Here is a 21,668-nt window from a genome sequence, read left to right on the forward strand (position 1 = left end):
TGCAGCCGGCGCGCGCTCGTTTGGCCGTTCAGTGCCAGATGTTCCACGGCGACTTGATCCAGATCGCCACGATGATCAGCCACACCACGGTCAGCGGGATGAACACCTTCCAGCCCAGGCGCATGATCTGGTCATAGCGGTAGCGCGGGAACGAGGCACGGATCCAGATGAAGACCGACAGCAGCAGGAATACCTTGATCAGCAGCCAGAAGAAGCCGGGGATCGCGTTGGTCAAGAAGCTCGAGAACGGAGGCGCCCAGCCGCCCAGGAACATCAGCGCGGTCATCGTCGAGATGATGATCATGTTGATGTACTCGGCCAGGAAGAACAGCGCGAACGCCATCCCCGAGTATTCGATCATGTGGCCAGCCACGATTTCCGATTCGCCTTCCACTACGTCGAACGGGTGGCGGTTGGTTTCGGCCACGCCGGAGATGAAGTACACCCCGAACATCGGCAGCAGCGGAATCCAGTTCCACGACAGGACATTGAGGCCCATGTCGGCGAAATAGCCCGCGTTCTGGCTGTTGACGATGGCCGACAGGTTCAGGCTGCCCGACACCATCAGCACGGTCACCAGGGCGAAGCCCATGGCGATTTCATACGACACCATCTGCGCGGCGGCGCGCATGCCGCCCAGGAACGCGTACTTGGAGTTCGAGGCCCAGCCGGCCAGGATCACGCCATACACGCCCACCGAGCTGATCGCCATCACGTACAGCAGGCCGGCGTTGACGTTGGCCATCACCACTTCGGCCTGGAACGGGATCACGGCCCAGACCGCCACGGCCGGCATCAGCACCATCAGCGGGGCAACCAGGTACATGCCCTTGCTGACGTGCGTCGGCGTCATGACTTCCTTGAGCAGCAACTTCAGCACGTCGGCAATCGGCTGCAGCAGGCCCAATGGGCCCACGCGGTTCGGGCCCAGACGCACGTGCATCCAGCCGATCAGCTTGCGCTCCCACAGAATCAGGTAGGCCACGCACAACAGCAGCGGCACCACAATGAGCACGGCACGGATGAGGATCCACAGCGGCGTCCAGGCGCCACCGAAGATGGCTTGGCCTTGCGAGGTAATCCAGTCGATCATGTTGCTTTCTCGCTATTCTCGTATGGCTCAGGCCGCCCCGGCCGTTGCCGCAGCCTTCTGGCCGGCGGACAGGTCCACGGCCTTCTCGACCTTGACCGTACCGAACATCGCACCGAGGCTCATCGCAGCCGGGGTTGCGGCCGGGACGCGCACGGTGTTGGCCGGCAGCGTGTTTTCCAGCACGCCCGGCAACACCACGCTGCCTTCGCCCTGCGTCACGCGGACCGGATCACCCGACTGGATGCCCAGGCCGGCGAACAGGTCGGCCGACAGCGCCACCTGCTGCGCGCGGCGGGCCGCGGCGGTCAGCTGCAGCGATTCGGCGCGGCGCACGATCGGGTCGGCGTGGTAGATCGGCACATCGGCAATGCGCTCGATGCCATTGGCAGCGGCCGCGGTCACGCGGATCGGCGCATCGGTGGCATTGCTCAGTTGCGGTGCAACCGGGCCGGCCAGCACTTCGGCGCGGACGGCTTCCGCACTGTCGTAGTCGAAACCGGCGACGTCCAGCAGGTTGCCCAGCACGCGCAGGACCTTCCAGCCCGGACGCGATTCGCCAAGCGCACGCACGACACCGTTGAAGCTTTGCGGCAGCCCTTCGCAGTTGACGAAGGTGCCCGCGGTTTCCGTGAACGGCGTGACCGGCAGGATCACGTCGGCATACTGCATGGCCGCTTCCGAACGGAACGGCGACAGCACCACCACAGTGCCAGCCTGGGCCAGCGCGGCCAGGGCCTTCTGCGGGTCGGCAACGTCGAACTCCGGCTCGGTGTTGAGCAGCACGTAGGCCTTGCGCGGCGATTCGAGCATCGCCTGTGCGTTGGCACCGCCCTGCTTCGGCAGCGCGCCGGCGATGTAACCGCCGACGGTGTTGGCAGCCTCGGTCAGGAAGCCGAGCGTGGCGCCCGTTTCCGTGGCGATCCACTGTGCCAGCGCATGCAGCGCGGCGAATTGCGGATGACGCACGGCCTCGTTGCCGAGGAACACGGCACGGCGCTCGCCCGACAGCAGGGCTTCCGCGGCCTTGCGGGCAACATCGCCACCATCAAAGCCCTCGGTACCAGCCGGTGCGGCCACACCCTTTGCAGTTGCCACGGCGCGGGCGACACCGGCCAGCGCTGCGGTCCAGCCCGACGGCGCCACGTCGATACGCGCGGCCAGCGGCATCAGCAGGTCTTCGCCGCCGGCGCCCAGCACGGCAACGCGTGCGCCCTTCTTGCCAGCCTGGCGCAGGCGCGATGCCAGCAGCGGGTGGTCCTTGCGCAGCGACGAGCCGATCACCAGCACGCGTTGCAGCGTGGACACGTCAGCCACCGGCATGCCGAGCCACGGCGCGCCCTTCAGCGCTGCCGAGAAGTCGGACTGGCGCAGGCGGAAGTCGACGTTGTCGCTGCCCAGGCCGCGCATCAGCTTGCCCAGCAGGAACAGCTCTTCGAGCGTGCTGTGCGGGCTCGCCAGCGCAGCGATCTGGTCTGCGCCATGGTCGCGCTTGATGCTCGCCAGGCCATTGGCCACATATTCGAGCGCGGTCTGCCAGTCGGTCTCGATCCACTCGCCGCCCTGCTTCAGCAGCGGACGGGTCAGTCGGTCGGCGCTGTTCAGGCCTTCATACGAGAAGCGGTCCTTGTCCGAGATCCAGCACTCGTTGATGTCCTCGTTCTCGAGCGGCAGCACGCGCATGACGCGCTGGTTCTTGCTCTGGACCACGACATTGGCACCGAGGCCGTCGTGCGGCGACACCGACTTGCGGCGAGCCAGTTCCCAGGTACGGGCCGAGTAGCGGAACGGCTTGCTGGTCAGCGCGCCGACCGGACACAGGTCGATCATGTTGCCGGACAGTTCCGAATCCACGGTCTGGCCGACGAAGGTCGTGATTTCCGAGTGCTCGCCGCGGTTCAGCATGCCCAGCTCCATCACGCCGGCCACTTCCTGGCCGAAGCGCACGCAGCGGGTGCAGTGGATGCAGCGGGTCATCTCCTCCATGGAGATCAGCGGGCCCACGTTCTTGTGGAACACCACGCGCTTCTCTTCCTTGTAGCGCGACTCCGATGCACCGTAGCCCACGGCCAGATCCTGCAGCTGGCATTCGCCGCCCTGATCGCAGATCGGGCAGTCGAGCGGGTGGTTGATCAGCAGGAATTCCATCACGGACTTCTGCGCCTTGACGGCCTTCTCCGAATTGGTGAAGACCTTCATGCCAGGCGTCACGGGCGTGGCGCAGGCGGGCAGCGCCTTGGGCGCCTTTTCAACTTCGACCAGGCACATGCGGCAGTTCGCCGCGATGGACAGTTTGCGGTGGTAGCAGAAGTGCGGGATGTAGGTGCCCAGCTTGCGGGCGGCTTCCATCACCAGGCTGCCTTCTGCAACCTCTACCTTCTTGCCGTCGATCTCGAGTTCAACCATGTTCTGCCACGCTTAGATGTAGGCCGGAACCATGCACTGCTTGTGTTCGACGTGATATTCGAACTCTTTCCAGTAGTGCTTGAGCATGCCGCGGACCGGCATCGCCGCGGCATCGCCGAGCGCGCAGATGGTGCGGCCCATGATGTTTTCCGCGACGTTGTTGAGCAGGTCCAGGTCTTCCTGGCGCCCTTCTCCGTGTTCAATGCGATTGACCATGCGATACAGCCAGCCGGTGCCTTCGCGGCACGGCGTGCACTGGCCGCACGATTCTTCAAAATAAAAGTACGACAGGCGCAGCAGCGAGCGCACCATGCAGCGCGTCTCGTCCATCACGATCACGGCGCCCGAGCCCAGCATCGAGCCGGCCTTGGCGATCGAGTCGTAGTCCATGTCGGACGCCATCATCATCTCCCCCGGCACCACCGGTGCGGACGAACCACCGGGGATCACGGCCTTGATGCGCTTGCCGCCGCGCATGCCACCGGCCAGTTCCAGCAGCTTGGCGAACGGGGTGCCCAGCGGAATCTCGTAGTTGCCCGGACGCTCGACGTCGCCGGAGATCGAGAAGATCTTGGTGCCGCCGTTGTTCGGCTTGCCCATCTTCAGGTAGTTCTCCGGGCCGACGGCCAGCAGGAACGGCACCGCGGCAAACGTCTCGGTGTTGTTGATGGTGGTCGGCTTGCCGTACAGGCCGAAGCTGGCCGGGAACGGCGGCTTGAAGCGCGGCTGGCCCTTCTTGCCTTCCAGCGATTCGAGCAGCGCGGTTTCCTCGCCGCAGATGTACGCGCCATAGCCATGGTGGGCGTGCAGCTGGAAGCTGAAGCCCGAACCCAGGATGTTGTCGCCGAGGAAGCCGGCGGCGCGTGCCTCTTCGAGGGCTTCCTCGAAGATCTTGTATTCGTTCCAGATTTCGCCGTGGATGTAGTTGTAGCCCACGGTGATTCCCATCGCGTACGCGCCGATGGCCATGCCTTCGATCAGCGCGTGCGGGTTGTAGCGGATGATGTCGCGGTCCTTGAACGTACCGGGCTCGCCTTCATCGGTATTGCAGACGAGGTACTTCTGGCCCGGGAACGTACGCGGCATGAAGCTCCACTTCAGGCCGGTCGGGAAGCCAGCGCCGCCGCGACCGCGCAGGCCCGAGGCCTTGACGTCGGCGATCACCTGCTCGGGCGGGACCTTCTCGGTCAGGATGCGCTTGAGCTGCTGGTAGCCGCCGCGCTTGACGTAGTCTTCCAGGTGCCAGTTCTTGCCGTCCAGGCCGGCCAGGATCAGCGGCTGGATATGGCGGTCGTGCAGAGAGGTCATGTTACTTTGCCCCCTTGGCGGCAGCGTCGGCCTTCAGCTCTTCGACCAGCGCGTCGAGCTTGTCGTCGCTCATGAAGCTGCACATGCGGGTATTGTTGACGATCATTACCGGTGCATCGCCGCAAGCGCCCATGCACTCGCCCTCTTTGAGGGTGAAGCAGCCGTCGGCAGTGGTCTCGTTGTAGTCGATGCCGAGCTTGCGCTTGAGGTACTCGCCGGCCCGCTCGCCGCCCGACAGGGCGCACGGCAGGTTGGTGCAGACGGCGAGCTTGTACTTGCCCACCGGCTTGGTGTCGTACATGTTGTAGAAGGTCGCCACCTCTTCCACCCACACGGGCGGCATGTCGAGGTAGCTGGCGACGAACTGCATGACTTCGGGGGAAACCCAGCCCACTTCGCCCTGTGCCACGGCAAGCGCCGCCATCACGGCCGACTGCTTCTGGTCGGCCGGATACTTCGCGATCGCGCGATCGATTTCCTTGAGAGCTTCTGCTGATAGCATGGTCATTGCAGTAAAACGGCGGAGGCAGCGCTCTGGGGCTTGCTTCCGCAGGTTTGCAGCCGTCGCTGCCTGTTCCGCCGGCGGGCCTGAGGCCCTGCCGTTCCGCCGCGGGTTTCCCCGCCGCTTCTTGCCAATTCGGCAAAAAAGCGCCCGGATCGTCGTCCGGGCCGGCGGTCCGTGATTAGCGGTCGATTTCGCCGAAGACGATGTCCTGCGTACCGATGATCGTCACCGCGTCAGCAATCATGTGTCCCTTGGCCATCTCGTCCAGAGCGGCCAGGTGCGCGTAGCCGGGCGCGCGAATCTTCAGGCGGTAAGGCTTGTTCGCGCCGTCCGAGATCGCATAGATACCGAATTCGCCCTTCGGGTGCTCCACCGCTGCATAGGCCTCGCCTTCGGGCACGTGGATGCCTTCGGTGAACAGCTTGAAGTGGTGGATCAGCTCTTCCATGTTCGACTTCATGTCCACCCGCGACGGCGGCGCAACCTTGTGGTTGTCCGTGATCACGGGGCCCGGATTGCGGCGCAGCCATTCGATGCACTGCTTGATGATGCGGTTGGACTGGCGCATTTCCTCGACACGCACGAGGTAACGCGCGTAGCAGTCGCCACCCACGCCCACCGGCACATCGAAGTCCATCTTGTCGTACACCTCGTACGGCTGCTTCTTGCGCAGGTCCCAGGCAATGCCCGAACCGCGCAGCATCGGGCCGGTAAAGCCCATCTGCAGCGCGCGCTCCGGGCTGACCACGCCGATGTCCACCAGGCGCTGCTTCCAGATCCGGTTGTCGGTCAGCAGCGTCTCGTACTCGTCGACGTATTTCGGGAACCGGTTGGTGAAGTCCTCGATGAAGTCCAGCAGCGAGCCCGAACGCGCTTCGTTCATGACCTTGATGGCACGCTCGTTGTGAACCTTGGACGCCCGATATTGCGGCATTGTGTCAGGCAGGTCGCGATAGACGCCGCCCGGACGGTAGTAGGCCGCATGCATGCGCGCGCCCGACACCGCCTCGTACATGTCGAACATGTCCTCACGCTCGCGGAAGGCGTAGAGGAACACCGCCATGGCACCCACGTCGAGCGCATGCGCGCCGATCCACATCAGGTGGTTCAGCAGGCGGGTGATTTCGTCGAACATCACGCGGATGTACTGCGCGCGGATCGGCACTTCAATGCCGAGCAGCCGCTCGATCGCCATCACGTAGGCGTGTTCGTTGGACATCATCGACACATAGTCGAGACGGTCCATGTAGGGCACGTTCTGGATCCAGCTCTTCTGCTCGGCCAGCTTTTCGGTGGCACGGTGCAGCAGGCCGATATGCGGATCGGCGCGCTGGATCACTTCGCCGTCCAGCTCCAGCACCAGGCGCAGCACGCCGTGCGCGGCCGGGTGCTGCGGGCCGAAGTTCAGGGTGTAATTCTTGATATCTGCCATGGCGCGTAATCAGTGCTGCGTGCCGCCGTAGTTTTCCTCGCGGATCACGCGTGGCGTGATTTCGCGGGGCTCGATCGTGACCGGCTGGTAGATGACCCGCTTCTGCTCCGGGTCATAGCGCATTTCCACGTAACCGGAGGTCGGGAAATCCTTGCGGAACGGATGGCCGACAAAGCCGTAGTCAGTCAGGATGCGGCGCAGGTCCGGGTGGCCTTCGAACACGATCCCGTAGAAATCGAAGGCTTCGCGCTCGAACCAGTTCACCGAATTCCACACGTCGATCACCGACGGCACGACCGGGAAATCATCATCCGGGGCAAACACGCGCACGCGCAGGCGCCAGTTGTGGGTCACGGACAGCAGGTGCGATACCGCGGCAAAACGCAGGCCGTCCCAGGCGCCGTCGCCGTACTCGGAATAGTCCACGCCGCACAGGTCGATCAGCTGCTCGAAACGCAGCGTCGGATCGTCGCGCAGGATGCGGGCCACTTCCAGGTAGTCGCCTGCCTTGACGACCAGCGTCAGTTCGCCAGTCGCTTCAATCAGTTTCTGCACGCGCTTGTCGAGAGCTTTCTCGAGCGCGGCCTTCAGGATCTCAAGCTTCGCCATGTCAGCCCTTGCGCGCGATGGTGTTGGTACGCTTGATCTTGTTCTGCAGCTGGATTACGCCATAGATCAGCGCTTCAGCCGTGGGCGGGCAGCCCGGCACGTAGATGTCCACCGGCACAATCCGGTCGCAGCCGCGCACCACCGAGTACGAGTAGTGGTAGTAGCCGCCGCCATTGGCGCAAGAGCCCATCGAGATCACCCAGCGCGGCTCGGCCATCTGGTCGTAGACCTTGCGCAGCGCGGGCGCCATCTTGTTGCACAGCGTGCCGGCCACGATCATCACGTCCGACTGGCGCGGGGACGGGCGGAACACCACGCCGAAGCGGTCCAGGTCGTAGCGCGCGGCGCCGGCATGCATCATTTCCACGGCACAGCAGGCCAGGCCAAAGGTCATCGGCCACAGCGACCCGGTGCGGGTCCAGTTGATCAGCTTGTCAGCGGTAGTCGTGACAAAGCCTTCGTTGAGAACGCCTTCGATTGCCATTTCACATCACTCCCAATCGAGCGCGCCCTTTTTCCAGATGTAGACGAAGCCCACGATGAATTCCAGCAGAAACACGCCCATGGCGATGAATCCCGACCAGCCGATATCCTTGAGGGCAACGCCCCACGGAAACAGGAAGGCGGTTTCGAGATCGAACAGGATAAAAAGGATGGCGATGAGGTAGTAGCGCACGTCGAACTTCATGCGCGCATCCTCGAACGCTTCGAAGCCGCACTCGTACGGCGACAGCTTCGCGGGATCAGGTTTGTTCGGGCCGAGAATCCGACCAATCGACATCAGCGCCACGCCAAGCACAACGCCGAAGATGATGAAGATGAGAACGGGGAAGTAGGCTTCGAGAGTCAAGATACGGCCAGCCTTATCTGGAATGTTGTCAACAGCACCAGCTGAAGCGGCGTCCTGTTGCCCACCCCAGGCGCTATGCCGAAAACTCCCGGCGCGCCGCCTTGCGGATTGCCGGAGCCCCCTTGCCGGGAGCATTGCCCGACAGAGAACTCCGATCAAGTTGTTTGGTGCCGACGGCGAGACTCGAACTCGCACAGCTTTCGCCACTACCCCCTCAAGATAGCGTGTCTACCAATTTCACCACGTCGGCTGGGGGAGAAACAATATTGCCTGGCGCCGGGTTTTGAGGCCCTTCAGGGCTTTTGCAGAGGCTTTTGCCTTTGCTCAAGCCCCATCGCTGGGGAATCGTTTCAAGCCTTGGATTCTAACCCGGTTTGCTGCATTGTTCAACGCACAACTGCAAAAAAAATCAGGAATCAAATACAAGACTGCTTGATTATTTCGGAACAGCAGGCGCAGCCGGGGCCGAAGCGTCCGCAGCCGCAGCAGCAGGCGCCGAGGCAGCGGCCGGAGCCGGCGCGGAAGCCGGGGCCGACCCCATCACGCCCAGCGACGCGGCAGGCTTGTAGTTGCCCATCAGCGTCAGGCTGAGCGTACAGATGAAGAACAGCGTCGCCAGCACCGCAGTCGTACGCGACAGGAAATTTGCCGAACCCGTTGCGCCGAACAGGCTACCCGAAGCGCCTGATCCGAATGCCGCACCCACATCGGCACCCTTGCCGTGCTGAATCAGCACCAGGCCGATGACGCCGAGTGCCGACAACACCTGCACCAGTACCAACAAAGTCTTGAAAATTGCCATTTGGATAAAGTTAGCGTTACTTGCCTGATCGGATGTTCGGTGCGACAGGCATTCAGGCGTTGCCGATCGCGAGAAAATCTTCCGATTTCAGCGAGGCACCACCAATCAGGCCTCCGTCGATATCGGACATGGAAAACAATTCGACCGCATTGTCCGGCTTCACACTACCGCCGTACAAAATGGCCATGCGCTCGGCCACGCCAGCGTCGCGCTCGCGCACCTTGCCGCGCAGGAACGCATGCACGGCCTGTGCCTGCTCGCTGGTCGCGGTCTTGCCCGTGCCGATCGCCCAGACCGGCTCGTAGGCCAGCACCACGCGACCCAGCTGCTCGACCGACAGCGCATCGAGGACTGCCTGCAACTGGCGACCCACGACAGCCTCGGTTTCACCGGCTTCGCGCTCGGCGAGCGTTTCGCCAACACAGATCACCGGCAGGATGCCGAATTCCAGGGCACGCAGCGCCTTGGCGGCAACGACTGCATCGGTTTCCGCATGGTAGGTACGACGCTCCGAGTGGCCAACCAGCACATAAGTGCAGCCAAACTCACCCAACATGGACGCCGCCACTTCACCGGTGAAAGCCCCGCGCGCCTCGGCGGACACGTCTTGCGCCCCCCAGGCCACTTGCGAGCCATTCAGCAGCGCCTGGCACTGTGCAAGATAGGGGAAAGGCGCGCAGACCGCCAGCCGCGCACGCGCGGGGGCCGCCTTGATTCCCTCGAGCAGCGCGGCGTTGGCGGCCAGGCTGCCGTGCATCTTCCAGTTGCCGATGACGAGCTTTTGTCTCACGGGGTCCCCTCCCAAATCAAACCCGGTATTGTAGCTTGCGGCAGGGGGCCGACGCTACCGCGCGCGGGCGAAGCCGGCGCGGCAACATTGCGAGGCAATTACCAGGTCAGGACGATCTTGCCGATGTGCTCGCTAGACTCCATCAGCCGGTGCGCTTCAGCCGCCTGCGCGGCGGGAAATACCTTGTGGATCACCGGCTTGATCTTGCCCGCCTCGAGCAACGGCCACACCTGCTGATGTAGCGCCTGGGCGATCTGCCCCTTGAATGCCGCAGATCTCGGACGCAGCGTCGAGCCCGTGACCGTGATCCGGCGGCGCAGGATATCGCCGAGCGGGATTTCCGCCTTGGCACCACCCAGCAGAGCGATGATGACAATGCGGCCGTCATCGGCAATGCACTTCAGCTCGCGCCCGAGATAGGAGCCAGCCACCATGTCGAGGATCACGTCAACGCCTTTGCCTCCGGTCAACGTGGCAACTTCGGCAACGAAATCCTGGGTCTTGTAGTTGATGGCACGGTCTGCGCCGAGATCCTCGCAGGCCTTGCACTTCTCGTCGGTGCCGGCAGTGACGAACACCTTGTAGCCGAGCGCCTTGGCAATCTGGATCGCGGTCGTACCGATGCCGCTCGAGCCGCCCTGGATCAGCAGCGTCTCATCCTTCCCGCGCGGGCCCTGGCCGAGATAGCCACGGTCAAACACATTGCTCCAGACCGTGAAGAACGTTTCCGGCAGCGCGGCGGCCTCGATGTCGCTCAACCCTTTCGGGGCCGGCAGGCATTGGGCCACCGGGGCCGTGCACAGCTGCGCATAGCCGCCACCCTGCACGAGCGCGCAGACGCGATCACCGACCTTCAGGCCGAAGCGATTGTCCGCATGGGAGAGGTCGCCGCCAACCACCACGCCGGCCACTTCCAGGCCAGGCAGGTCGGACGCGCCGGGCGGCACCGGGTAGTTGCCGGTGCGCTGGAACACGTCTGGACGATTGACCCCGGCCGCGGCGACGCGGATCAGGATCTCGCCAGCGCCCGGCACCGGGTCCGGCCGCTGCGCCTCCTGCAGGACTTCGGGGGCACCGTATTCGCGAATCTCGATGGCTTGCATTGCTGCTCCTTTTCTTGGTCTGGCGCGCGAAGCGTAGAGGCCATCGCGGCGTGTCGGTGAGAGCGGTCGCTCAATTGGGTTGCCCGGCAGTGTAAACAAAAAAACGGCTGGACATCGCCAGCCGTTTTCTCTTCCATGCCGCCTGATGGCGGCACCGCACTCAGCTTACTGCTGCTGGTCCGACGCAGCCGCCGGAGCCGGCGCGGCCTCGGCGGTGTTCTGCGGGCTGATGCTGCCGCCCTCTTCCGCCAGCGCGGCCTTCAGCGACAGGCGCAGACGGCCCTTCTCGTCAGCCTGGATCAGCTTGACGCGCAGTTGCTGGCCTTCCTTCAGCCAGTCCTTGATGTCCTTGACGCGCTCGTTGACGATCTCCGAGATATGCAGCAGACCGTCCTTGCCCGGCAGGATGTTCACGATCGCGCCGAAGTCCAGCAGCTTCAGCACCGTGCCGTTGTAGATCTTGCCCACTTCGGCTTCGGCGGTGATGCCCTCGATGCGGCGCTTGGCTTCGGCCATGCCCTCGGTCGAGGTCGAGGCGATGGTGATCGTGCCGTCTTCCTGGATGTCGATGGTGGTGCCGGTTTCCTTGGTCAGCGCCTGGATGGTCGAACCGCCCTTGCCGATCACCTCGCGGATCTTGTCCGGATGGATCTTCATGGTGATCATGCGCGGAGCGTGCGCCGACAGCTCGGTGCGGGCGTGGCCCATGGCACCCTGCATCGCGCCCAGGATATGCAGGCGGCCTTCCTTGGCCTGCGCCAGGGCAACCTGCATGATTTCCTTGGTAATGCCCTGCACCTTGATGTCCATCTGCAGTGCGGTGATGCCGTTGTCGGTACCCGCAACCTTGAAGTCCATGTCGCCCAGATGGTCTTCGTCGCCGAGGATGTCGGTCAGCACGGCAAACTTGTTGCCTTCCAGGATCAGGCCCATGGCCACGCCGGCCACGTGCGCCTTGACCGGAACGCCGGCGTCCATCAGTGCCAGGCAGCCGCCGCAGACCGAAGCCATCGACGACGAACCGTTGGATTCGGTGATCTCCGAAACCAGGCGAATCGTATAGGCGAACTCGTCATCTCTCGGCAGCACCGGGATCAGTGCGCGCTTGGCCAGGCGGCCATGGCCGATTTCGCGGCGCTTCGGGCTGCCCACGCGACCGGTCTCGCCGGTAGCGAACGGAGGCATGTTGTAGTGGAGCATGAAGCGGTCGCGGTATTCACCGGCCAGCGCGTCGATGATCTGCTCGTCGCTCTTGGTACCGAGCGTGGCCACCACCAGAGCCTGCGTCTCGCCGCGGGTGAACAGCGCCGAGCCGTGGGCGCGCGGCAGGACCGACGAACGGATCTCGATGGGGCGCACGGTACGCGTGTCGCGGCCGTCGATACGCGGCTCGCCGGCCAGCACCTGGCCGCGCACGATCTTGGCTTCCAGGTCGAACATGATGTTGCCGACTTCCACCTTGTCGGCTTCCACGCCGGCGGCTGCCAGTGCGGCCGTCACGTTGGCGGACACTTCCTTCAGCTTCTGGCTGCGGGCCGACTTCTGGCGCAGCTGGTAGGCTTCCTGCAGCAGCGGCAGCGCAACTTCAGTGACCTTGGCGATCAGCGCTTCGTTCTTCGGCGCAGGAGCCCAGTCCCACTCAGGCTTGCCGCCTTCGCGCACCAGATCGTGGATCGCGTTGATGGCAATCTGCATTTGCTCGTGGCCGTACACCACGGCGCCCAGCATCACGTCTTCCGACAGCTGGTTGGCTTCGGATTCCACCATCAGCACGGCGCGCTCGGTACCGGCGACGACGAGGTCGAGGTCCGAAGTCGCCATTTGCGAACGGGTCGGGTTCAGCAGGTACTGGCCATCCTTGTAGCCAATGCGGGCAGCGCCCACCGGGCCGTTGAACGGAATGCCCGACACGGCCAGCGCGGCCGAGGCACCGATCAGCGCGGGGATGTCAGCCGGCACTTCCGGGTTCAGCGACACCACGTGCACGACCACCTGCACGTCGTTGTAGAAGCCTTCCGGGAACAGCGGACGCAGCGGACGGTCGATCAGGCGCGAGGTCAGGGTCTCGTTTTCCGACGGACGGCCTTCACGCTTGAAGAAGCCACCGGGGATCTTGCCGGCAGCGTAGGTCTTTTCGATGTAGTCGACGGTCAGCGGGAAAAAGTCCTGACCGGGCTTCGGGCTCTTGGCGGCGACAACGGTCGCCAGCACGACGGTGTCTTCCACGTCGACCAGCACGGCACCGCCAGCCTGGCGGGCGATTTCACCGGTTTCCATGCGGACCGTATGCTGGCCCCACTGGAACTGCTTGACTACTTTGTTGAACATGGACATTTGCATTCCTTGTCTTGCGTGCACGCCGGAATCATTGCTCGGCGCGCCCCGCCTGCGTTCTCAGCCGCAGGCTAACTGCCGGATGCGGTCGCAGTCGCAGGGAAGTGCTATGCCATTCCAGCGCGGCACGGTTGCCGATGCCGCGTTGGAATGACACAAAGCCCTGTTTCCTTGGCCGGTCCGGATACTAAAACCCTTGAAAAAGAGCAACTTACTCCGTTGCGGAGCTTGCCGCAACGGGGGGCCGGCGAATCGGAATTCCCCAAACCCGGTGAAGCGAAAATCACTCGCCGCATATATTGCGTTTTCCGGCCGGGCGCGAAATCCGCCCGCCAGAAATGCAAAATGCCTGCCCCAGCAATGCTGAAGCAGGCATCGAGGCCTCACGCGAAACCGTGCAAACCCTGGAATCGCGCTGCCATGCCAGCCAATCCTTACTTGCGCAGGCCCAGCTTTTCGATCAGGGCGCGGTAACGATCAGCGTCGTTGGACTTGAGGTAGTCCAGCAGGCGACGACGACGGCTCACCATGCGCAGCAGACCGCGGCGGCTGTGGTGATCCTTCATGTTGGCCTTGAAGTGCGGGGTAAGTTCGTTGATGCGGGTGGTCAGCAGGGCCACCTGGACTTCGGGGCTGCCAGTGTCGTTGGCGCCACGGGCGAACTGCTTGATGACTTCGGACTTGTTGATATCGGCAACTGCCATGATGATTTCCTTTCACTTGCGAACGCCACAGCGCGGGATGCGCCGCTTGCGTCGTGCCATGCATAAACAGGCATCTGCCCTCATGCCGGCGTTGGCCGGATGACGACAGCGGCGGATTATAACGGAAAGCGGTACCGGGGGCCAGCCCGCTGGCCGTCTTCACCCTGCGGGCCTCAGGGGCGCTGCATACGGCACGTGGTAGGCAATGTGGTCTGAGCCGTCTTGAGCTTGCGCACCGTCCGGAAACCATAGCCCGAGCCCTCGTTGTCGAACCGCACTTCGCCGCCCTGCCGCTCCATCACCGAGACGTAGAGCGGCTGCAGCACCTGGTGGTCTTCAGCGCGTATGGTGGCCTCATGGAAGTCGTTGACGTAGCGCATATTCTCCAGCGCGCGGGCGACCTGGACCGCATCGGTCGATCCGGCCTTCTCGATCGCCCGCGCCAGCATTTCCACCATCATCTGCATGCGCAAGTGCACGTAATCGTCCCTGGGCTCCGGGTAGCGCGCGCGGAACTGTTCATAGAAGGCGTCCGATGCGGCGCCACCAACATTCGGGTGCCATTCCGCCACGGCCAGCACACGGCCCACGCCGGCATCGCCCATTGCGGCCGGCGCGCCGAGGCCATTGCCATAGAAGGTGTAGAACTTTGCCTGCAGGCCGCCTTCGCGCGCGGCCTTGACCATCAGCGTGAGGTCATTGCCCCAGTTGCCGGTCACGACGGCGTCAGCCCCGCTGGCCTTGATCTTGGCGATGTAGGGTGCAAAGTCCTTGATCTTGCCGATCGGGTGGAACTCGTCGCCAACGAACTGAACGTCCGGCCGCTTGGCAGCCAGCATGTCGCGCGCAGAGCGCGACACTTGGTGGCCGAAGCTGTAGTCCTGGTTGACCAGGTAGACCCGGCGCACCGAGCGGTCCTGCCGGATGACTTCGGCCAGTGCCTGCATGCGCATGTCGGCGCTGGCGTCGAAGCGGAAATGCCAGAAGCTGCAGTTTTCGTTGGTCAGGCTCGGGTCGACGGCGGAATAATTCAGGAACAGCACTCGCGCCTCGGGATGTCGCGCGTTGTGGCGGTTGATGGCCGCCACCAACGCGCTTGCCACCGCCGAACTGTTGCCCTGCAAGACAAAAGGAATGCCCTTGTCCACCAGGCTGCGGAACTGGATCAGGCTTTCGTCGACATTGCCCTTGCTGTCGAACGTGACCAGTTCCATGGGCCGCTGCCCCTGCGCCGTCTTCACACCGCCGCGTGCATTGATCCGCTCGATCGCGAGGCGCAGGTTCCGGACCACGGCATCGCCGGCATTGGCAAACGGCCCGGACAACCCGTCAATCATGCCGAGCCGGATCGGCTCCTGCGCCTGGGCTCCTGCTGCCAACCACATCAGGCCAACCGCCAGCCAGCCCTTCGCCAGTTTCCACATGCCATGCCTCCACGAAAGCGCGCATGGTAAGGCAGCGCCCGCGCCGCCGCAAATCGCAAGGCTCTGTCGGCCCAAGGCTGAGATGCGGCGTCCATGCGCGGATTTGCCGGGAGTTCAGCGAAAAAGAGACGAAGAATGCGCGCTTGTCGAGTGCGAATCGCTAAACTCCCACACTATTCAAATCGACAACGGGGAAGCAGACATGAAGATCTTGCTGCGCGCCTGCCGCACCTTGGCGCTGGCGGCTGGCATCACTGTATTGTCGGCCTGCGCCACGCTGATGCCGGTGGATGAGGGCCGCAAGCTGATCGGCGCACCGCAGGCAGCCGTGCAGGCGCGTTTCGGACCGCCGCCCGAAGTCTATGCACTGCGCGACGGCACCTCGCGCTGGATTTACTCGAAGCAGCCACTCGGCCAGCAAGCCTACGCGGCCGACTTCGACCGCAACGGCAACCTGACCGACTTCCGCAACATGCTTGAGACGCCCGAGCTCTACAAGGCCGAGATCGGCAAGTGGACCCGGCGCGATGTGCAGGAGCACTTCGGCATGACGCGCGAGCCGGTCGAGTATTTCCCGCGCATGAAGCGCGAAGTCTGGACCTACCGTTTCCGCCATGAGGGCGTGTGGCCGTCACTGTTCAACTTCTATTTTGACGACGACGGCATCCTGCGCCAGACGCAGATCACTCCGGACCCGCTCAACGACCCGGACCGGCGCAGGCGCTGGTAAGCCTGCTCAATGAAAATAGCCCGCGGACCGCGTCTGGCGGCCAACGGGCTGATTCGGGCGCTCGGGCCGGATAGGCCCTTCGCCGCCGGCGCCACTCCGGATGTGAGCGGCGCCAGGATGCGGGTCTGAAAATCAGATCTGCGGGTTGATCTTCTGAACGGCCTTGTCGTGCAGCTTGTTCAGCGCGGCCAGGTAGGCCTTGGCCGAGGCCGCCACGATATCCGGGTCGGTCCCGACGCCGTTGACGATACGGCCAGCCTTGGACAGGCGCACCGTCACTTCGCCCTGCGCCTCGGTACCGCCGGTGATGGCGTTCACCGAATACAGCACCATCTCGGCGCCGCTGTTCACCTGCGATTCGATCGCGTGCAGCGTGGCGTCGACCGGGCCGTTGCCCTCGCCTTCGCCGGCGTGCTCCTGGCCGTCCATGCTGAAGACGACGCGGGCCCGCGGGCGCTCACCGGTTTCCGAGCGCTGCGACAGCGAGATGAAGCGGTAGTGTTCGTTGGCGTCATGCTGGGCCTCGTTCGAGACGATGGCCATGATGTCCTCATCGAAGATCTCGGCCTTCTGATCGGCCAGCTCCTTGAAGCGGCCGAAGGCAGCGTTGACCTCGGCTTCGCTTTCGAGCTCGACGCCCAGTTCCTGCAGGCGCTGCTTGAATGCGTTGCGGCCCGACAGCTTGCCCAGCACGATCTTGTTGGCGGTCCAGCCCACGTCCTCGGCGCGCATGATCTCGTAGGTGTCACGCGCCTTCAGCACGCCGTCCTGGTGGATGCCCGAGGCATGCGCGAACGCGTTGGCGCCAACCACGGCCTTGTTCGGCTGCACCACGAAGCCGGTGATCTGCGACACCAGCTTCGAGGCCGGCACGATCTGCGTGGTGTCGACGCCGACATCGAGGTTGAAGTAGTCGCGGCGGGTCTTCACCGCCATCACCACTTCCTCGAGGCTGGTATTGCCGGCGCGTTCGCCCAGGCCGTTGATCGTGCACTCGATCTGGCGCGCGCCGCCCAGCTTCACCGCGGCCAGCGAGTTCGCCACGGCCATGCCGAGGTCGTTGTGGCAATGGACGGACCACACGGCCTTGTCCGAGTTGGGGATGCGCTCGCGCACCGAACGGATCAGGTCCGCGTAGCCCTCCGGCACCGCGTAGCCCACGGTATCGGGCAGGTTGATGGTGGTCGCGCCTTCGGCGATCACCCCCTCAAGCACGCGGCACAGGAAATCCATGTCCGAGCGGCTGCCGTCTTCGGGCGAGAACTCGATATCGTCCGTGAACTGGCGCGCAAAGCGCACGGCCAGGCGGGCCTGCTCGTACACCTGGTCCGGCGTCATGCGCAGCTTCTTCTCCATGTGCAGCGCCGAGGTGGCGATGAACGTGTGGATACGGAAGGAATTGGCCGGCTTGAGGGCCTCGGCGGCGCGCGCGATGTCCTTGTCGTTGGCGCGGGCCAGCGAGCAGATGGTGGAATCCTTCACGACCTGGGCAATCGCGCGGATGGCTTCGTAGTCGCCGTTGGAGCTTGCTGCAAAGCCAGCTTCGATCACATCGACCTTCAGCCGCTCCAGCTGCTTCGCAATGCGGATCTTTTCCTCGCGCGTCATCGAGGCGCCGGGCGACTGCTCGCCATCGCGCAAGGTGGTGTCGAAAATGATGAGTTTGTCAGACATTGTGGAGCTCCTGGGCTTTATCGTGTGCTGTCCCCGCCATCGTGCCGCCGGGTACCGCCTGTTCCGCGCCTTCACTGCGAGTGAATGCAAAACGCCCCGGCGTGCATCGATGCAGGCCGGGGCGTTGGAAAATTCCTTGGTGATTCCGCGCTAAGGAATGGATAGCCTTAGCGCACGCGCGTCCCGACCTGATGGCCTAGTAGGCCACCTAGGGTGGTGCGGGCGAGTAGGGCTTGGCGCGAAATCATGGCAACGAATATAGCGGAGTTGCCGCGCGCGTGCAAGACGGGGAATCACGGGCGCGGCGAACGCCGTACTCAGTCCTTCGGCGGGATCCGCAGTTTCTGGCCCGGATAGATCTTGTCGGGATGGGACAACATCGGCGTGTTGGCCTCGAAGATGCGGTTGTATTCGGCGCCGTTGCCATAGGCTGCCTGCGCGATCGCCCACAGCGTGTCGCCCTTGACCACGGTGTGCCACTGCGACTCGGACGACTCCACGTTGACCGACATCTTGTCTTCGACCTTGTCCACGCCTTCGACATTGCCGCAGCACAGGATGATCTTTTCACGCGTGGCCTGGTCAGGGGCCACCCCGAACACGGTCACAAGTCCCTGGGAGCCGTCCACCTGCACCATCAGCCCGGTGGCGTCGAGCCCCATCTTCTTGATATATGCCTCGATGGCATCGCCGGCAGCCCGGTTGGCCGCATCCACCTTCTCGGCCGATGCATCGGCCGCCGCGGCGTCCTGCGCGGCCTTGGCCTCGCCGGTGCCGAACAGCTTTTCCCCCGCTTCCTTGATGAAGTCAAACATGCCCATGATGCCCTCCTGACGGTGAGTGGAAAACACGGTATGCATGCCATGGTTGCGGCCACGGCAATTCGGATCTGGCCGGCAGCGGCCGTAGCAAAGCATGAAGGGCGCCGCAGCGCCCTTCCCTTTCGCGCGGCTCAGTGACCGCCGCTATCGACGTTACCGCGCGCCCGCTTTGCCACCCCCGGCTGGCCGTGCATGCCTCGCCAGGCCCACAGCACGTAGCCGGATATCGCGTAGGCGACAAACAGCGCAAACAGGGCGACTGGCGGATCGGTCGACACCAGCACGAACAGCACCAGGACCAGCACCATCATGCCGAACGGCACACGGTAGCGGACATCGAGCGCCTTGCCGCTGTAGAACGGCGCATTCGACACCATCGACAGCCCGGCGTACAACGTGATGCCAAACGCCACCCACGGCATCCACAGTTCCTTGACCGGCAGCTTGTTGTCGATCACAAGCCAGACAAAGCCTGCTACGAGCGCCGCCGCCGCGGGGCTCGGCAGTCCCTGGAAAAAGCGCTTGTCGACTACGCCGATATTGGCGTTGAAGCGCGCCAGCCGCAGCGCCGCGCAGGTGCAATAGACAAAGGCTGCGATCCAGCCCCACTTGCCCAGGTCATGCAGGATCCATTCGTACATCACCAGCGCAGGCGCCACGCCAAACGACGTCATGTCCGACAGCGAGTCGTACTGCTCGCCGAACGCGCTCTGCGTATTGGTGATGCGCGCCACGCGCCCGTCCATGCCATCGAGCACCATCGCCGCGAAGATGGCAATGGCCGCCACATCGAAGCGCATGTTCATGGCCTGCACGATGGCGAAGAATCCCGCGAACAGCGCGGCTGTCGTGAACGCATTCGGCAGCAGGTAGATACCGCGGCGGCGCGGGCGCTCGTAGACGATGTCCTGGTCATCGGCGGCATCGTCGTCCAGGTCGTCCGCGCCGCGCAGCTGGTTGTGGCGGAACGGACGCAGGTGCGTCACGTTGCCGTTGGAAGTCCGCTTGTTGCGTCGGTGGAAGGCAACCATTACAGCGCTCCTGTCTGGTTGTCGCTTACTTCAGTTCATCCAGCTCGGCGAGGATGGTCGACGATGCCGACACCTTTTCGCCGATCGTGACACGCGGCCGTGCGCTCGGCGGCAGGTAGACGTCCACCCGGGAGCCGAAGCGGATAAAGCCATAGCGCTGGCCGCGCGACAGGTTCTCGCCCACCTTGGTGTAGCACAGGATGCGGCGCGCCACCAGGCCAGCCACCTGCACCAGCGTCACGATCTGGCCATCGGCTGCGCGGCGGATGACAACCGCATTGCGCTCGTTTTCGGTGGATGCCTTGTCGAGGTCGGCGTTGACGAACTTGCCGGGGAAGTATTCGAGCTTCTCGACCTTGCCGTCAATCGAAGCGCGGTTCGAATGTACGTTGAAGACATTCATGAACACGCTGATCTTCAGCGCCTCACGGCCGGCATAAGGATCCTGCGCCTTTTCCACGGAGACGATGCGTCCGTCCGCAGGAGCCAGCACGGCATTCGGTTGCGACGGGATCGGCCGCGGCGGATCACGGAAGAACTGGAGCACGAACAGCGTGATGATCCACAACGGCAATGCCCACCAGAAACCCGCGCTGACATGGACCAGCAGCGAGATGAGAAAGGCGCCGGCCAGGAACGGCCAGCCTTCACGGGCGATGAGCGGATGAGGATAGTTCATGCAGTGCTTGTTTGGTTGAGAGGAAAAGGCACGATCGCGCACTCAGGTGCCACGGGTACGGCCACTGGCAGGGCCTGAAGGCACCGACGCGGGGCAGGATAAGGCACGCCCCGTCCAAAGTCCGACAAGGATAACAAAAAGCCGTTCAGGCCCCGCGAATCCCTTCCCAACTATAGAAGGCATCCGCGAGACACTGAACGGCCACGGCAGTGCCGCCCGTCGGGTGGCACTGCCTTCCAGCTGGCACGCAGCTTAGTTCTTCGATTGGTCGACCATCTTGTTCTTGGCGATCCACGGCATCATCGCGCGCAGCTTCTCGCCAACCACTTCGATCTGGTGCTCGGCGTTCAGGCGGCGGCGCGAGATCAGGGTCGGGGCGCCGGCCTTGTTCTCCAGCAGGAAGCTCTTGGCGTACTCGCCGGTCTGGATGTCCTTCAGGCACTGCTTCATCGCCTTCTTGGTCTCCTCGGTCACCACGCGCGGACCGGTGACGTATTCACCATATTCAGCGTTGTTGGAGATCGAGTAGTTCATGTTGGCGATGCCGCCTTCATAGATCAGGTCGACGATCAGCTTCAGTTCGTGCAGGCACTCGAAGTAGGCCATTTCCGGCGCGTAGCCGGCTTCCACCAGGGTCTCGAAGCCGGCCTTGATCAGCTCGACGGTACCGCCGCACAGCACGGCCTGCTCGCCGAACAGGTCGGTTTCGGTTTCTTCGCGGAAGTTGGTCTCGATGATGCCGGCACGGCCGCCGCCGTTGGCGGTGGCGTACGACAGCGCGATGTCACGGGCGGCGCCGGACTTGTTCTGGTGCACGGCGATCAGGTGCGGCACGCCGCCACCCTGGGTGTAGGTGGCACGCACGGTGTGGCCCGGAGCCTTCGGCGCGATCATGATCACGTCCAGGTCGGCGCGCGGGATCACGGCACCGTAGTGCACATTGAAGCCGTGGGCGAAGGCCAGCGCGGCACCTTCCTTGATGTTGGCGTGCACTTCGTTCTTGTACACGTCGGCGATCTGCTCGTCCGGCAGCAGGATCATGACCACGTCGGCGTTCTTGACGGCCTCGGCCACTTCCTTCACCTGCAGGCCGGCGTTGACGGCCTTGTTCCACGACGCGCCGCTCTTGCGCAGGCCGACCGTCACGTTCACGCCCGAATCCTTCAGGTTCAGCGCGTGGGCGTGGCCTTGCGAGCCGTAGCCGATGATGGTGACGTTCTTGCCCTTGATCAGGGAGAGGTCGGCGTCCTTGTCGTAAAACACTTTCATGATAATTCCTTCAGTCTCAATCTTTGTATGAGGAGGCGGCATCATCAGGCGCATCTCGCGTGCGCCCGGATCGCGCCGCCCGGGGGGATACTGCGTAAAGTTTCCGC

At 63.8% G+C, this 21,668-nt stretch carries 20 protein-coding genes and 1 tRNA gene; 1 reads left to right on the top strand and 20 read right to left on the bottom strand.

Annotated features, from left to right (window positions below; all coding sequences use genetic code 11):
• Nucleotides 1-28: 28 nt before the first annotated feature.
• The 15 genes from nuoH to AC3FNH_RS04760 all read right to left on the bottom strand — a co-directional run bounded on the left by nuoH (nucleotide 29) and on the right by AC3FNH_RS04760 (nucleotide 15,357).
• A complete protein-coding gene (nuoH, locus tag AC3FNH_RS04690; RefSeq protein WP_276097944.1) occupies nucleotides 29-1,093 on the bottom strand; it encodes an NADH-quinone oxidoreductase subunit NuoH in 1,065 nt (354 codons plus the stop codon).
• Between the two features lie 27 nt (nucleotides 1,094-1,120).
• Nucleotides 1,121-3,496 (bottom strand): NADH-quinone oxidoreductase subunit NuoG, encoded by a 2,376-nt coding sequence (gene nuoG / locus AC3FNH_RS04695; RefSeq protein ID WP_276097945.1) that lies wholly within the window; start codon nucleotides 3,494-3,496, stop codon nucleotides 1,121-1,123.
• Between the two features lie 12 nt (nucleotides 3,497-3,508).
• Entirely contained in the window at nucleotides 3,509-4,804 is a 1,296-nt protein-coding gene (gene nuoF, locus AC3FNH_RS04700) for an NADH-quinone oxidoreductase subunit NuoF (RefSeq protein WP_276097946.1), read from the bottom strand.
• A gap of 1 nt (nucleotide 4,805) precedes the next feature.
• Nucleotides 4,806-5,306 carry an NADH-quinone oxidoreductase subunit NuoE gene (gene nuoE, locus AC3FNH_RS04705; protein WP_211947722.1) on the bottom strand — a complete coding sequence of 167 codons (501 nt, stop codon included), beginning with the start codon at nucleotides 5,304-5,306 and terminating at the stop codon, nucleotides 4,806-4,808.
• Nucleotides 5,307-5,487: 181 nt separating this feature from the next.
• A complete protein-coding gene (locus tag AC3FNH_RS04710; RefSeq protein ID WP_276097947.1) occupies nucleotides 5,488-6,741 on the bottom strand; it encodes an NADH-quinone oxidoreductase subunit D in 1,254 nt (417 codons plus the stop codon).
• 9 nt (nucleotides 6,742-6,750) lie between these two features.
• On the bottom strand, nucleotides 6,751-7,350 hold the full coding sequence (locus tag AC3FNH_RS04715; protein WP_488719218.1) for an NADH-quinone oxidoreductase subunit C: 600 nt from the start codon (nucleotides 7,348-7,350) through the stop codon (nucleotides 6,751-6,753).
• A gap of 1 nt (nucleotide 7,351) precedes the next feature.
• Nucleotides 7,352-7,834 (bottom strand): NuoB/complex I 20 kDa subunit family protein, encoded by a 483-nt coding sequence (locus AC3FNH_RS04720; RefSeq protein WP_011297145.1) that lies wholly within the window; start codon nucleotides 7,832-7,834, stop codon nucleotides 7,352-7,354.
• Nucleotides 7,835-7,840: 6 nt separating this feature from the next.
• Nucleotides 7,841-8,200 (bottom strand): NADH-quinone oxidoreductase subunit A, encoded by a 360-nt coding sequence (locus AC3FNH_RS04725; RefSeq protein WP_488719219.1) that lies wholly within the window; start codon nucleotides 8,198-8,200, stop codon nucleotides 7,841-7,843.
• A gap of 165 nt (nucleotides 8,201-8,365) precedes the next feature.
• Nucleotides 8,366-8,450: transfer RNA gene (locus tag AC3FNH_RS04730), tRNA-Leu, on the bottom strand.
• Between the two features lie 186 nt (nucleotides 8,451-8,636).
• A complete protein-coding gene (gene secG / locus AC3FNH_RS04735) occupies nucleotides 8,637-9,002 on the bottom strand; it encodes a preprotein translocase subunit SecG (protein ID WP_488719220.1) in 366 nt (121 codons plus the stop codon).
• Nucleotides 9,003-9,054: 52 nt separating this feature from the next.
• Nucleotides 9,055-9,792: a triose-phosphate isomerase gene (tpiA, locus tag AC3FNH_RS04740; protein ID WP_488719221.1), complete on the bottom strand. Its 738-nt coding sequence runs from the start codon at nucleotides 9,790-9,792 to the stop codon at nucleotides 9,055-9,057.
• 98 nt (nucleotides 9,793-9,890) lie between these two features.
• On the bottom strand, nucleotides 9,891-10,895 hold the full coding sequence (locus AC3FNH_RS04745; RefSeq protein WP_276097950.1) for an NAD(P)H-quinone oxidoreductase: 1,005 nt from the start codon (nucleotides 10,893-10,895) through the stop codon (nucleotides 9,891-9,893).
• A gap of 165 nt (nucleotides 10,896-11,060) precedes the next feature.
• Entirely contained in the window at nucleotides 11,061-13,229 is a 2,169-nt protein-coding gene (pnp, locus tag AC3FNH_RS04750; protein ID WP_488719222.1) for a polyribonucleotide nucleotidyltransferase, read from the bottom strand.
• Nucleotides 13,230-13,663: 434 nt separating this feature from the next.
• Nucleotides 13,664-13,933 (bottom strand): 30S ribosomal protein S15, encoded by a 270-nt coding sequence (gene rpsO, locus AC3FNH_RS04755; RefSeq protein WP_010809136.1) that lies wholly within the window; start codon nucleotides 13,931-13,933, stop codon nucleotides 13,664-13,666.
• Nucleotides 13,934-14,106: 173 nt separating this feature from the next.
• The gene (locus AC3FNH_RS04760; protein ID WP_488719223.1) at nucleotides 14,107-15,357 is read right to left on the bottom strand and encodes a branched-chain amino acid ABC transporter substrate-binding protein; all 1,251 of its coding nucleotides are present in this window, start codon (nucleotides 15,355-15,357) and stop codon (nucleotides 14,107-14,109) included.
• A 202-nt stretch (nucleotides 15,358-15,559) separates the two neighbouring features.
• Between AC3FNH_RS04760 and AC3FNH_RS04765 the strand changes: the two genes are divergently transcribed.
• Entirely contained in the window at nucleotides 15,560-16,087 is a 528-nt protein-coding gene (locus AC3FNH_RS04765; protein WP_488719224.1) for a hypothetical protein, read from the top strand.
• 132 nt (nucleotides 16,088-16,219) lie between these two features.
• Here the strand turns inward: AC3FNH_RS04765 and AC3FNH_RS04770 are convergent, their stop codons facing one another.
• From AC3FNH_RS04770 to ilvC, 5 genes are all read right to left on the bottom strand, one after another.
• The gene (locus tag AC3FNH_RS04770) at nucleotides 16,220-17,761 is read right to left on the bottom strand and encodes a 2-isopropylmalate synthase (protein WP_276097954.1); all 1,542 of its coding nucleotides are present in this window, start codon (nucleotides 17,759-17,761) and stop codon (nucleotides 16,220-16,222) included.
• Between the two features lie 317 nt (nucleotides 17,762-18,078).
• Complete coding sequence (gene lysM, locus AC3FNH_RS04775; RefSeq protein WP_276097955.1) at nucleotides 18,079-18,582, bottom strand: peptidoglycan-binding protein LysM; 504 nt, start codon at nucleotides 18,580-18,582, stop codon at nucleotides 18,079-18,081.
• 131 nt (nucleotides 18,583-18,713) lie between these two features.
• Nucleotides 18,714-19,613: a CDP-diacylglycerol--serine O-phosphatidyltransferase gene (gene pssA / locus AC3FNH_RS04780; protein WP_276097956.1), complete on the bottom strand. Its 900-nt coding sequence runs from the start codon at nucleotides 19,611-19,613 to the stop codon at nucleotides 18,714-18,716.
• A gap of 25 nt (nucleotides 19,614-19,638) precedes the next feature.
• A complete protein-coding gene (locus tag AC3FNH_RS04785; protein ID WP_488719225.1) occupies nucleotides 19,639-20,292 on the bottom strand; it encodes a phosphatidylserine decarboxylase in 654 nt (217 codons plus the stop codon).
• Nucleotides 20,293-20,544: 252 nt separating this feature from the next.
• Complete coding sequence (gene ilvC / locus AC3FNH_RS04790) at nucleotides 20,545-21,561, bottom strand: ketol-acid reductoisomerase (protein ID WP_018005431.1); 1,017 nt, start codon at nucleotides 21,559-21,561, stop codon at nucleotides 20,545-20,547.
• Between the last annotated feature and the right edge of the window lie 107 nt (nucleotides 21,562-21,668).

The organism is Cupriavidus sp. 22TCCZM01-5, from assembly GCF_057798915.1.